The sequence below is a fragment of the Archangium sp. genome, from assembly GCF_057119385.1.
This window is the reverse complement of record NZ_DBNGVP010000056.1, coordinates 18798-31178: the sequence shown is the minus strand read 5'-3', so window position 1 is coordinate 31178 and position 12381 is coordinate 18798. Positions and strand designations below refer to the sequence as shown.

The 12381-nt window shown below is 70.1% G+C and carries 9 protein-coding genes and 1 pseudogene; 6 read left to right on the top strand and 4 right to left on the bottom strand.

Annotated features, from left to right (window positions below):
• Positions 1 to 1368, top strand: a complete 1368-nt coding sequence (locus AC16DP_RS12270; protein WP_329734082.1) for a M50 family metallopeptidase — start codon at positions 1 to 3, stop codon at positions 1366 to 1368.
• 179 nt (positions 1369 to 1547) lie between these two features.
• On the opposite strand, the gene AC16DP_RS12265 is transcribed toward AC16DP_RS12270, so the two are convergent.
• From AC16DP_RS12265 to sitA6, 4 genes and pseudogenes are all read right to left on the bottom strand, one after another.
• Complete coding sequence (locus AC16DP_RS12265; RefSeq protein WP_329734081.1) at positions 1548 to 2750, bottom strand: C39 family peptidase; 1203 nt, start codon at positions 2748 to 2750, stop codon at positions 1548 to 1550.
• A gap of 76 nt (positions 2751 to 2826) precedes the next feature.
• Positions 2827 to 5856, bottom strand: a complete 3030-nt coding sequence (locus tag AC16DP_RS12260) for a DEAD/DEAH box helicase (protein WP_329734080.1) — start codon at positions 5854 to 5856, stop codon at positions 2827 to 2829.
• Between the two features lie 58 nt (positions 5857 to 5914).
• On the bottom strand, positions 5915 to 6634 hold the full coding sequence (gene sitI6 / locus AC16DP_RS12255) for a SitI6 family double-CXXCG motif immunity protein (protein WP_329734079.1): 720 nt from the start codon (positions 6632 to 6634) through the stop codon (positions 5915 to 5917).
• Positions 6635 to 6638: 4 nt separating this feature from the next.
• A pseudogene (gene sitA6, locus AC16DP_RS12250) lies at positions 6639 to 6878 on the bottom strand (SitA6 family polymorphic toxin lipoprotein); the annotation flags it as partial.
• 207 nt (positions 6879 to 7085) lie between these two features.
• On the opposite strand from sitA6, the gene AC16DP_RS12245 reads away from it, so the two are divergent.
• The 5 genes from AC16DP_RS12245 to AC16DP_RS12225 all read left to right on the top strand — a co-directional run bounded on the left by AC16DP_RS12245 (position 7086) and on the right by AC16DP_RS12225 (position 12351).
• On the top strand, positions 7086 to 7823 hold the full coding sequence (locus AC16DP_RS12245) for a dienelactone hydrolase family protein (RefSeq protein WP_329734078.1): 738 nt from the start codon (positions 7086 to 7088) through the stop codon (positions 7821 to 7823).
• A gap of 154 nt (positions 7824 to 7977) precedes the next feature.
• Positions 7978 to 8619 carry a (2Fe-2S)-binding protein gene (locus tag AC16DP_RS12240; RefSeq protein ID WP_329734077.1) on the top strand — a complete coding sequence of 214 codons (642 nt, stop codon included), beginning with the start codon at positions 7978 to 7980 and terminating at the stop codon, positions 8617 to 8619.
• The gene (locus tag AC16DP_RS12235; RefSeq protein WP_329734076.1) at positions 8619 to 11093 is read left to right on the top strand and encodes a xanthine dehydrogenase family protein molybdopterin-binding subunit; all 2475 of its coding nucleotides are present in this window, start codon (positions 8619 to 8621) and stop codon (positions 11091 to 11093) included. Before AC16DP_RS12240 ends, AC16DP_RS12235 begins: the two co-directional genes overlap by 1 nt.
• A 17-nt stretch (positions 11094 to 11110) precedes the next feature.
• Positions 11111 to 12100 (top strand): FAD binding domain-containing protein, encoded by a 990-nt coding sequence (locus tag AC16DP_RS12230; RefSeq protein ID WP_329734075.1) that lies wholly within the window; start codon positions 11111 to 11113, stop codon positions 12098 to 12100.
• Between the two features lie 8 nt (positions 12101 to 12108).
• Positions 12109 to 12351, top strand: a complete 243-nt coding sequence (locus AC16DP_RS12225) for a hypothetical protein (protein ID WP_329734074.1) — start codon at positions 12109 to 12111, stop codon at positions 12349 to 12351.
• Positions 12352 to 12381 lie beyond the last annotated feature (30 nt).

Below are 12381 nucleotides of genomic sequence, written 5' to 3'. Positions count from 1 at the left end.
ATGGACTCCTCTCCTCCCTTCACGTGGCAGTTCAACCTCGGTCGCATCCCCGTCCTCGTCGAGCCGAACTTCTGGGTGATGACGGCCATGTTCGGCCTGATGGGAGGCGGCAGCTGGCAGACCATGCTGTCGTGGGTGGCCGTGGTCTTCGTCTCCGTGCTGATGCACGAGATCGGGCACGCGCTCATGGCCATGGGCCTGGGCTGCGACGTCGCCGGCATCCGGCTCTACATGGGCGGGGGCCTGACCTACTTCGACCGGGCGCTCAGCCGCTGGCGGGATGTGGCGGTCTCCGCGGCCGGGCCGCTCACCGGCTTCCTCTTCGGCGGACTCATGTACGCCGTCTATGAGTTCATTCCGCCCAAGAACTACATGGGCTACGTCGTCCTGCGGCAGCTCATGTGGGTGAACTTCGGGTGGGGCATCATCAACCTGCTGCCCGTGCCGCCGCTGGACGGAGGCCACATCGCCCGCGGCGTGCTGGGGCCCAGCCGGCAGCGCATCGCCCTGTGGCTGGGCGTCCTCACCGCGGGCGCCGTGGTGGCCCTGGCGCTGAGCATCAAGGCGTTCTTCATCACCTTCATGTTCGGCATGTACGGCTACCAGTGCTGGCAGGCGCTCCAGGTGACGCGCGACATCAAGCCGCTGGAGCCGGTGAAGGTGGCGGAGATCGAACCGGATGCGCTCGCGCGCGGCTGGCAGGCGCTGCGCTCGGGGCATGAGAGCGAGGCGGCCCGGCTGGGGCACCTGGCGCTGTCGGCGGCGAAGCCGGGTGAGGAGAGCAACGCGGCGAGGGATCTGCTGGCCTGGGTGGCGCTGGCCGAGGGAAATGCGCGCGCGGCGGTGTCGCACCTGGAGAAGGTGCAACCGCCCGAGGCCGCGAGGCCGTACAGCCTGGCCATGGCGTACGAGGCGGCGGGGCTGCACGAGCGCGCCCTGCCCCACGCGCTGGCCGCGCTGGAGAAGGAGCGCACGGAGGCGCTGGTGGCGCTGGCGGCGCGCCTGCTGGTGAAGGCGCAGCGGCTGGACGAGGCCGAGCGCACGGTGCGGGAGTTCTCGTGGAAGGCGGCGGCGAAGCGGGACACGCTGCTGGCGGACGTGGCGGTGGCGCGGGGAGACTTCGGCGCGGCGGCGGCGCTGCACGCGAGCGTCTTCGAGGCCTCGGGTGACGCGGAGGCCGCGTACCAGGCGGCCCGGAATCACGCGCGTGCCGGCCAGGGGGCGCAGTCCTCCGAGTGGCTCAAGCGTGCGCTGGAGGCGGGCTACGACGACTACGAGGAACTGGCCCGGGATCCTGCCCTGGCCGAGGCCCGCTCCGCTCCGGAGATCGCCGAGCGGATCGCCCGGCGCGGCAAGGGCGTGGCCTGATCCGAGGGCCCGTGGACGTCCCCTCTCCCTCTGGGAGAGGGTCAGGGTGAGGGTCTTCCCTCGAGCACGCGGGTGACGACCCTCACCCCCCGCCCCCAAAGGGAGAGGGAGCATGCGCAACACGATCATGCGCTCGTCCCCCGCGCCACCAGGCGGCGCAGCCAAGGCCTCTCCATTGATTAGAGCGCGGGCACCGGCCAGCCGGCGGGATAGATGAGGTACGCCGTCCCGGCCGAGGCCTGGAGCCAGAGCGGCTCGAACTCGGAGCGCAGATAGGTGCGCTGGACGGCGGCGTCGGTGGAGGCCGCGGGATCGTTGATGATCGGATTGCCGGACGCGTCGAAGCCCACCAGCACCAGCAGGTGGCCGGCGGTCGAGCTGATGGACGCACCCGTCAGCTGCCCGCTGCTCCAGGCGACGCTGAGGATGGCGGGGACACCCGCGGAGATCCACGGCTCGAGCTGGGCCATGCTGGTGAAGCGCGTCACGTGGGACTGGAGGCCCTTGGTGGCGGCGTAGGCCGTGTTGAAGGGCCAGTTGCCATACCCCTTGAAGACCCAGTCATAGACGCCGCCCAGGGCCGCGCGCACGTGCGTCTCGCAGGCGGTCGTGGTGTCGCCGGCCCAGTAGCGCAGCACCATGGACGTGGACGTGGGGCTGCACCAGACCTGGCCACCGTCCGGGTAGACCATCTGCGAGCACTCGGGGACGGCGAGCACCTGGTTCCAGTGAGCCGGATTGCCCACCGAGGCCACCGCGCTCTTGTCCGGCGAGGTGGAGAGGGCCACGGAGCTGGCGCGCACGCGCGGCACGGCGATGCCATCCGCGCTGAAGAGCCGCACCTTCACCTGGAAGGCCGTGGCCGCCGACTTCTTGTTGGAGATGACCAGCGTGTCGATGCCCACGTAGCCATTGGTGTCCGACTGCGAGCCCGCCGAGTGCCGGCGCACCGTCGAGTAGTCCGCGGCCCACACGCCCAGGTTGTACCACTTCGTCCACACGCCCCCGACCAGGGCGCGCATCTGCGTCTCCATCCAGGTGCCGGTGGGCGTCTCGGCCTCCCAGGAGGCCACGGCCTCGCGGAAGGAGAAGCCGGCGTTCATGACGGGGCTGGTGGCCTCGCCCACGCGGAAGCTGCCACCGTTGTAGAAGTTGCCACCGTTGTAGGCACCGGCCGCGTAGGGATCCGTCCCGGCCACCGCCGTCTGGGGATCCACCTGGAGCGAGCCATCCGCCGCCAGGGCCACACCGCTGCGCTGCCACGAGGAGAAACCACCCTGGCTCGCCGCCCAGCGCGAGAAGCCACTCTGGCCCGCCCACGCCGGGGAGACCCACGTGAGCGTGACGAGCACCGCGAGCACGGCCGTCTTGAAGTTCCGCATGAACCGCCTCCTGAAATCGGGGGGTTCTCTCTTTACGCGTTTTCCAAGAAACCGCCAGTACGGCCGTGCGCGAGTGTCAGTCGAGCAGCTGCATGAGGTCCGCCCGCGTGATGGCCGCGGCCCCGGAGGCGCCTCCGAGCGCGGACTCGAAGAGAGCGCGCTTCTTCTCCTGCAGGGTGAGGATCTTCTCCTCCACCGTGCCCTGGGACACCAGCCGGTACACCATCACCGGCTGCTGCTGACCGATGCGGTGCGCGCGGTCCGCGGCCTGTGCCTCCACGGACGGGTTCCACCACGGATCCACGAGGAACACGTGGTCCGCCGCCGTGAGGTTGAGCCCCGTGGCACCCGCCTTGAGCGAGATGAGCATCACGGGCGGGCCCTTCGGATCCTGGAACGACGCGGCCACGGCACCGCGGTTGGCCGTGCCACCGTCCAGCCGGATGAACCCGATGCCCGCCTCGCGCAGCGCCGGCTCGATGAGATCCAACATGGATGTCCACTGCGAGAAGACGAGCGCCTTGTGCCCCTCCCCCACCGCCGTGTCGAGCGCCTCGAGCAGGGCCTGCACCTTGGAGGACGTCTGCGCCTGCTGCCCCGGCACGAGCGCCGGGTGACACGCCGCCTGACGCAGCCGCAGCAGCGCCTCCAGCGCCTTCAGCACGCTGCCGCCCTCCTCCAGCTGCGACACCACCTCCTCGCGCGTGGCGGCGTACACCGCGTCATAGACGGCGCGCTCCCGCTCGTTGAGGGTGACGTGCAGCACGGATTCGGTACGCGGCGGGAGCTCGGGCGCCACGTCCCGCTTGAGCCTGCGCAACACGAAGGGACGGATGCGCGCGCGCAGCGCCTCAGCCGCGCCCTTCTGGTTGTCCGACACGGGCCGCGCCCACCGCTCGTCGAACTCCTTGCGCCCCCCGAGCAACCCCTGGTTGGTGAAGTGCATCAGGCTCCACAGCTCCTCGAGCCGGTTCTCGATGGGCGTGCCGCTCAGGGCCACCCGGAAGTTGGCTTGGAGCCCATACGCCGCGCGCGCCACCTGGCTGTCCGGGTTCTTGATGGCCTGGGCCTCGTCCAGCACCACCGTGTCCCACGTCTTCGCCCCGAGCACCGCCGCGTCCAGACGCATCAGCGCGTAGGTGGTGATCGTCACATCGGCCGTCTCGTCCAGGGTTCGGCCGGGGCCGTGGTAGACGGAGACCTTCAACGAGGGACGGAAGCGCTTCACCTCCGCCACCCAGTTGGGGAGCACGCTCGTGGGCGCCACCACCAGCGTCCCCGGCCCCAGCACGCAGATGGTCTGCAGCGTCTTGCCGAGACCCATGTCGTCCGCGAGCACGCCGCCAAGACCCGCCTGACGCAGGAAGGTCAGCCAGCTGATGCCCTGGAGCTGGTAGGGGCGCGGCGTCGCGGTGAGATCCCTCGGGAGCTGCACGTCCGGTAGCTTCTCGAAGCCCTGCACCAGGGGCGCCAGCCGCTCGAGCCCGGGCGGAGGCGGATGCTCCAGCGCGTCACACAGCCCGGTGAGCTGCGGGATGGCATGGTTGGCGAGCCGCCCGTCCTTCCCGCGCGCGGCCAGCAGGTCCGCCACGCGCTGGCCATGCGTCTTCAGCCATGCCGTGGGCAGCGGCGCCCAGCCACCGCCCTCCAGGGGCACCAGCCCCAGACCCTCCTCCCACGCGCGCATCACCGCCGCCGCGTCCACCGAGCGCGGCGCACCCGGCCCCGCACCCTCCACCTGGAACTGGAGCGAGAAGCCCACCTGCGGCACGCCATTCTGCGTGGCGCCCGTCTCCACGGAGAGCGTGGGGCTCAGCTTCACGTTGGGGCTCACCACGCGCGCCGCGTCGCCGGTGAGACCCCCGCGCCAGCGCCGCAGCTTGTCGGCGAGCTGCACCGCGTCCTTGCCCTGCACCGTCACACGGCGGCCGGGCACCATGTTCAGCTCGTCGCGGAGCTGGTGGATGAGCTTCTGCTCGGTGCCCTCGTCGCGCACGGGCACCGCGCCCTGGAGGTACACCATGCGCCCGTTGTCGATGCGCACCGTGGGCGGCGAGCCGTACACCAGCGTGGGCAGCACCGAGAGGCCCGAGTCCAGCTGATTGAGATCCAGGGAGATGCGCGGCTGGAGCGTGCGATCGATGGGCGGCAGCCGCTGGCTCTTCACGTCCACCGGCATGCGCCGCGCGAGGTCCGGCAGCACCTTCCCGGTGAGGTCCCCCAACTGCTCGGGCGGGAAGACGCGCTCCTGCGGCAGGCTCTCCATCCGCGAGCCGACGAGCCCCTGCTCTCCGAGCCGGCAGAGCGTGCCTCCGCACACCACGATTCCGGGGGACACCAGCTCGGTGATGCGCGGGTCCTTCTCGATCTTGAGCACCGTCTGCTCGCCGCGATCCTCCACGGTGACGCGGGGAAGCACGGGCTCGCTGGAAACGGACACCAGCGCGCCGTCGAAGATGATGGTGCGCGCGGGCTCCAGGACACGCAGGAGCGCCTCGAGCCGCTCGGGGGGAAGCGCGCCCCGCGTGGGCTTGAGCAGCAGCTTGTCCGCGAGCAGGTCGCACGGCTCCACCTGGATGCGGGCCGCCTCCACGGGGTTCGTCAGCACCGACGCCAGGCTGCGCGCGAGCAACCGCGCGGTGTTGTCCGGACGCACCAGCAGACGCTCGAGCTGGAGCCCCCCGTCCACGCGCTTGAAGCGGTACACCATGCGCTCCGACTTCGGCGCGACCGCCGGACGCGGGCCGCCCTGCGACACGGGGGCCTGGGCGGGAGCGGGCCGGGACGGCGGCACGGGCCGCGCGGGTGCACGCGGGGCGGGGGCTCGCTGGGACATCGAGTGATGGAGGACGATGGCCGCCGCCACCACGTGCTCGCAGGGGTCCACGCGGCCCCGGCAGTCACACTCCCAGATCTCGTCCTCCGGGTAGAGCACCGTGGTCAAGGGAGCGGGCCGGCCGGCGGCGCGCACGCGCAGTACGGCCTCTTCCTCTCCGACGGACTGAACCGAGACGGCACCGGCGCGGGCCAGGCCCATACCGGCGGACCAGGTGTCCGGGCGCGCTTCCTCCCGGACGGCATCGAGTAGCTCCGCGGTCAGAGACATGAGAACCGCATCCCTATCCCCGCTGCGGGCCTCGGGCAACAAACGCATCCGCTTCGGGTCAGCGCACCGGAACCTCGCGAATATCGACCTCTTCCAGGTCCAGGCGCCGCACGGCCTCCACGAGGCGTTCGGTGGCGATGAAGACGGTTTCGAAGTCGCTCAGCCGGAACAGGTCCGTGTGCACGGGCAGTGATGCCGCATCCAGGATGGGCTCCTCAGGGAAGGCGTAATCATCCCAGCCACATTTGGGGCATGGAGGGCGCCGATCCGGCGGTGTGCACTCCGGATGCAACCGGCCGTGAGGCAGGACTTGCAGCTCCAACAACTCCGGGTGGTTCTTCTGGCGGAAGCGCAACTCCGTCGGGAAACCGTGAAGACCGCGTACCCCCTCGGCCTGCAATCTCTCCAGCGCTTCGCGGTGAGCCAGCGGCATCTCGACGTAGTGGAAGAACAACGGGCTGAAGCCACCGGTGGCGGTGCCCACCAGCGGGCCGAACTTCGCGCCTGGGAGCAACTGGGCGCCAGGTGGCACGAGAGGCCGCACCAGCTCACGCAAACGCACGAACTCGTCGAAGGGCTCCGGCCGGGGCTTCTCGTACGCACCGCGTTCGGGAAGAGAGGACAGATCCACGCCTGGATACCCGGTCATCCCCCCGGCCCATGTGGCTCCACATTCAGGGCAGCGAAGCCCAGGCAGGCTGCCCCATTTGTGTCTGGCACTGAGGCTGCCGGTGTACCGGGAGTTTCTGGGTGCTCGGATCCGGTAGAACTTCGTCATCTCGTCACCTGCCCCCGCGCGCATACGGAACGACGGGGCCCGTCAGCTCGAATCGGAAGATGAGCTCTCCAGCATGGCGGTAGATGGCCTCGGATGAGGCGTTGGGGCGAGCCTCCTTGAAATCCTTCCAGGCCTGGTTCCACATCCCCCCCTTGGGCCCTCGGCTGTGGATGCGGATGTGGACATGCTCGGGGATGAGGAGGGTGTACTGATGAATGTCGGTCACTCCGCGGGCCTCGAACCACAGAGTGTTCGTGTCGTTCGCATGGGCCGCGAAGTCTACCTGGGGCTGGCGGGTCGCTGTTGTACTGTCGGGAGTGCACGCTCACAATCCATCGGACGGCCGCTGATCCTCGACTGTTGCCCGCGCCATGTTCCGTGGGTTTTCCGCGTGGAAAGGCGCGCCCGATGAATTAGAGCCATGCGACCCAACCACGGAGGCGCAGGGTTCATGCAAGACGTCGACATCAAGACCCGTGAAGGCACGATGGACGCGAAGCTGTTCCACCCGGAGAACCAGAAGCCGGGGCCCGGGGTCATCCTGCTCACGGATGCCATGGGCATTCGGCCGGTGTTCGAGGCCATGGGGCGCCGCCTGGCGAAGGCGGGCTACGTCGTCCTGCTGCCAAACGTCTACTACCGCGAAGGACGCGCGCCGCTCCCCAACATGGAGGGCTCCTTCGCGGACGAGGCCTTCCGCAAGCGCATCCTGGGCCTCGTCGCGACGCTGACGCCCGAGCGGGTCATCACCGACGCCACCGCCGAGCTCGACTTCCTCGCCGCGCAACCCCAGGTGAAGGGCCAACGGGTGGGCGTGGTCGGCTACTGCATGAGCGGCGCCATCGCGGTGCACATGGCGGCCGCCTTCCCGGATCGGATCGCCGCGGCGGCCTCCTTCCATGGCGGACGCCTCGCCACGGACTCACCCGACAGCCCCCACCGCGTCGTGGGCAAGGTGAAGGGCGAGCTCTACTTCGCCCACGCGGACCAGGATGGCTCCATGCCGGCCGAGGCCATCGCGCGCCTCGAGGCCGCATTGAAGGAGTCCGGCGTCAAGGCGCAGTCCGAGCTCTACACCGGCGCACGCCACGGCTTCGCGGTGGAGGGCTCGGCCGTCTACGACAAGGACGCCGCCGAACGGCACTGGAGCAAGCTGCTCGAGCTGTTCGGCCGCACGCTCCACGCCTGACCGGTTGCCCATCCCCGACCAGTGCACAACCGTCCGGGAGGCCCATCGCCTCCCATCTGTTGACGAGACAATGCTCGCGGCCCAACCCTAGACATCCTGATGGGCCGTCATCGGATGGCTCCTGTAGCTTGCCCGGCGAGAGGAGCGTTCGACATTGGCCCCACCCGATGATGACTCCGTCCCCAACAACCCGCTGCTTCCCAAGCTCAGCCGCCGCGCTTTCTTCAAAGGCGCGGGTGCCTCCGCCCTGAGCGCCACCCTGGCCCCGTCCGCCGCGCAAGCGGCCGATGCTCCGCCAGTGCTGGGCCCGGAGCCGGCTCCCCTGTCCCTGTCCATCAACGGCCGCACCGTCACCGTCCAGGCCGATCCCGCCACGACGCTCGCCGAGCTCCTGCGCCACCAGCTCGGCATGACGGGGACGAAGATCGGCTGCGACCGTGGCGCCTGCTCGGCCTGCACGGTCTGGCTCGATGGCGAGGTCGCCGCCAGCTGCATGACGCTCGCCTTCGACGCCCGGGGCCGCAAGGTCACCACCATCGAGGGGCTCGCCAAGGGTGAGGAGCTCCACCCGGTGCAGCGCGCCTTCGTGGAGAACGACGCCATGCAGTGCGGCTTCTGCACGCCCGGCATGGTGATGAGCTGCGCCGCCCTCGTCGAGCGCAATCCCAAGTGCACCCTCGACGACGTGAAGCAGGCGGTCAGTGGTCATCTGTGCCGCTGCGGCACCTATCCCAACGTCTTCAAGGCGACCCTGGCCGCGGCCCAGGGAGGCGGAAAGGCAAAGGGGAACAGCTGATGCAAGACGTCAAGGACACCTCGGATCCCCGGGCCTCCAACAAGCCCCATGGCGGACAGCCGCGGCAACAAGCAGGAGGTCCCCCGCAGCCCAACCCGGGGCCCTCGCGGCAGCAGGCCCTGCCGTATGGAATCGTCGGCGCGAACCTCGAGGAGGTCACCCGCCGGGTTCCCGAGGACGAGCCCCCTCCCCTGCCCGAGAACGCGAAGCTCAAGTCCATCGGCAAGCCGGTATCGCGGCTGGATGGAATCGAGAAGGTCACCGGCAAGGCCCGCTACACCTTCGACGTCCAGCTCCCCGGAATGCTCTGGGCCAAATGGGTCGCCGCGCCGCTGCCCCATGCGCGCGTCAAGTCCATCGACACCTCGGCGGCCGAGCGCTACCCGGGCGTCCGGGCCATCCACGTCCTGGAGCGCATCCTCGCGTCCGCGCAGCTGCGTGACCCCAAGGCGGATCAGGGCAACCGCTACCCCACCGTCCGCTACGCCGGCCAGCCCATCGCGGCGATCGCGGCCGACTCGCCCCGCGCCGCCGAGGCCGCGGTGAAGCTGATCAAGGTGGAGTACGAGCCCCTCCCCCACGTCTCCGAGCTCGAGGCGGCGATGAAGGACAACGCCCCGCGCGTCTTCCCCGGCCCCACCGAGCAGCCGGCGACCGCGGGAGGCGGAGGCGCGCCCCCGGGCCTGCCCCAGAAGGGCAACGTGCGCGGTCCCGACACGAAGCCCCGGGGCGTGGGCCCGCGCGGCGACGTCACCAAGGGGCTCGGCGAGTCCGACGTCGTCATCGAGGCCGAGTACCGCACCCAGGTGCAGACCCACGTGCCCATGGAGCCGCACGGGCTCGTCGCCGATTGGAAGGACGAGGGGCTCACGCTCTACGCCTCCACCCAGTTCGTCACGAGCGTCCGCGAGGACGCCGCCGAGATGTTCGATCTGCCCAAGAGCAAGGTCCGGGTGATCAGCGACTTCACCGGCGGCGGCTTCGGGGCGAAGTACGGCATCGGCAACTACGGGCTGCTCGCCATCCACCTGTCGCGCAAGGCCGGAGCGCCGGTGCGGATGATGCTGGATCGCCGCGAGGAGCACGTGTCGGGCGGCAACCGTCCCAACAGCCTCCAGCGGCTCAAGCTGGGCGCGAAGCGCGATGGCTCGCTCATGGCGCTCCAGGTCCAGGCCTACGGCACCGGAGGCGTGGCCGGCGGCGCGGGCGTCGGCTTCTGCCACTCCACGCTCTACGAGTGCCCCAACGTGACGGTGGAGCAGTACGACGTCTTCACCAACGCCGGTCCCTGCGCCGCCTTCCGCGCACCCGGTCAGGTCCAGGGCATCTTCGCGCTGGAGCAGACCATCGACGAGCTGGCCGAGAAGATCGGCATGGATCCGCTCGCGCTGCGCGGGAAGATCGACATCTCGGGCACGGATGACTGCCTGGCCCGAGCCCACGAGCGCAAGATCGGCGCCGAGCGGGCCGGCTGGAACAAGCGGCGGCCCGCGGGCGCGGACAAGGGACCCATCAAGCGGGGAATCGGCTTCGCCCAGTCCCAGTGGCTCTACCTGGTCCAGCCGAGCTCCGCGTGCGAGGTGCGTGTCTCGGGAGATGGCTCCGTCGAGGCCTTCAGCAGCACGCAGGACATCGGGACGGGGACGCGGACCATCCTGGCGCAGGTGGTGGCCGAGGAGTTCGGCCTGCGCGCCGAGGACATCGGCTCCCATATCGGAGACTCCCGTTATCCGATGGGGCCCGCCTCGGGTGGCAGCCGCGTCACCAGCTCGCTGACTCCGGCCGCGCGCAACGCCGCGTACCGCTGTGCCCGGGAGCTGGCCTCGCGGCTCGCCCCCGTCTTCAAGGCGAACGCGGACGACATCGTCTTCGCCGACGGCAAGGTGATGGTGAAGGGCAAGACCGCGACGGCCATGCCCTTCCGCGAGGCGGTCAAGAAGGCCGGGTTCGAGGAGATCTCCCACCGCGCCGAGCGCCGGGACGACTACGAGGGGTACGTGTTCAAGACCCCCGACATGGGCCTGAGCCGGCACGGCATTGGAGGCGTGCAGTTCGCCGAGGTCGCGGTCGACACGGAGACGGGCATCGTCAAGGTGGAGCGGGTGGTCGCGGTGCATGACTGCGGGCGCCCCATCAACCCCAAGCTCACCGAGAGCCAGATCTACGGAGGCGTGATCCAGGGCGTGAGCTACGCCCTCTACGAGGAGCGGCACCTGGACCCCGGGAGCGGCCAGCAGCTCAACGCCAACATGGACCAGTACAAGATCGTCGGCTCGCGCGAGACGCCGAAGATCGAGGTCATCCTGCTCGAGCAGCTCGGGGCGCAGTCCTCGACGGATGCCCGGGGAGTCGCCGAGCCCGCCAACGTGGCGACGGCGGCGGCGGTGGCCAATGCCTTCTACAACGCGACGGGCAAGCGCATCCGCACGCTCCCGATGACGCCCGCGAACGTGCTCGCGGCGCTGCGCGGCTGACACGAATCGGAGGATGCATGCAGAGCTTCGAGTGGGTGGATGCTGAATCCGTGGAACACGCCGTGTCGCTGCTGGGGGAAGGCAGCGAGCGCCAGCGCGTGGTCGCCAAGGCCGGCGGGATGGATCTGCTGGACTTGATGAAGAACGGCGTGATGGCGCCCCGGCGGGTGGTCAACATCAAGACCATCAAGGGACTGGACGGGGTGCGCTTCGACGCGAAGCAGGGCCTGGAGTTGGGCGCCCTGGTGACCCTGGCCCGGGTGTCGCGGGAGCCCGAGGTGCGCAAGCGCTTCGTGGCGCTCGCGGACGCGGCGGAACATGCCGCGACACCCCAGGTCCGCAACGCCGCCACCATGGGAGGGAACCTGCTCCAGCGGCCCCGCTGCTGGTACTTCCGGTACGACCATTTCCACCAGGCCGGTGGCGATGACGTCGAGCGGGTGCGCGAGGGGGAGAACCAGTACCACGCCATCTTCGACAACCAGCGCACGGTGATGGTGCATGCCTCCACCCCGGCCACGGCGCTGGTGGCGTACGGGGCCTCGGTGGAGCTGACCGGTCCCGGGGGCAAGACGCGGGTGGTGCCCGTGTCCGAGTTCCTGCTGCCTCCGGACATGAAGCGCTCGACGGACACGGTCATCGCGCCCAACGAGCTGTTGACGCGCGTGCGCATCCCGCCCCCGGCTGCGGGAACGAAGTCGGCGTACCACAAGCAGGGCGAGCGGGAGAGCTACGACTGGCCCCTCTGCGACGTCGCGGTGGTGCTGCGGATGGATGGACGGGTCGTCCGGCAGGCGGCGATCGCCATGGGCTGGGTGGCGCCCACGCCCCGGCGCGCGGCGGAAGCGGAGAAGCTCCTCGTGGGGAAGACGCTCAACGAGGAGCTCGCGCGGCAGGTGGCGAAGGCGGCCGTGAATGGCGCGACGCCCCTGTCGAAGAACGCCTACAAGGTGCCGGTCCTCGAGGCGGTGGTGCGGAGAACGGTGCTCGCCGCGGCGGCGGCCTGAGGGAGCGCATGGACTCGAGCCACGGACAGAAACCGCCGTGCGTCTGCCGGCGGATGCGCTCGAAGGGAACGCCGGGCGTCCGGTACGACTCGGCGGTGGCTTGGGAGACGGGCTACGTCTCGACCGCGACGTTCTGGTGCGTCGCGACGGGCGAGAGCGTCGGGCCCGATGACAACCAGGTGCACCCGCACGTCTGTGGAGAGGCCCGCCTCTGCTTCCGGGCCCCCACCGATAAGGCGGGGTTTCCCTGAGAGCGCACCGCGCGAGTTCCGGCACGACCC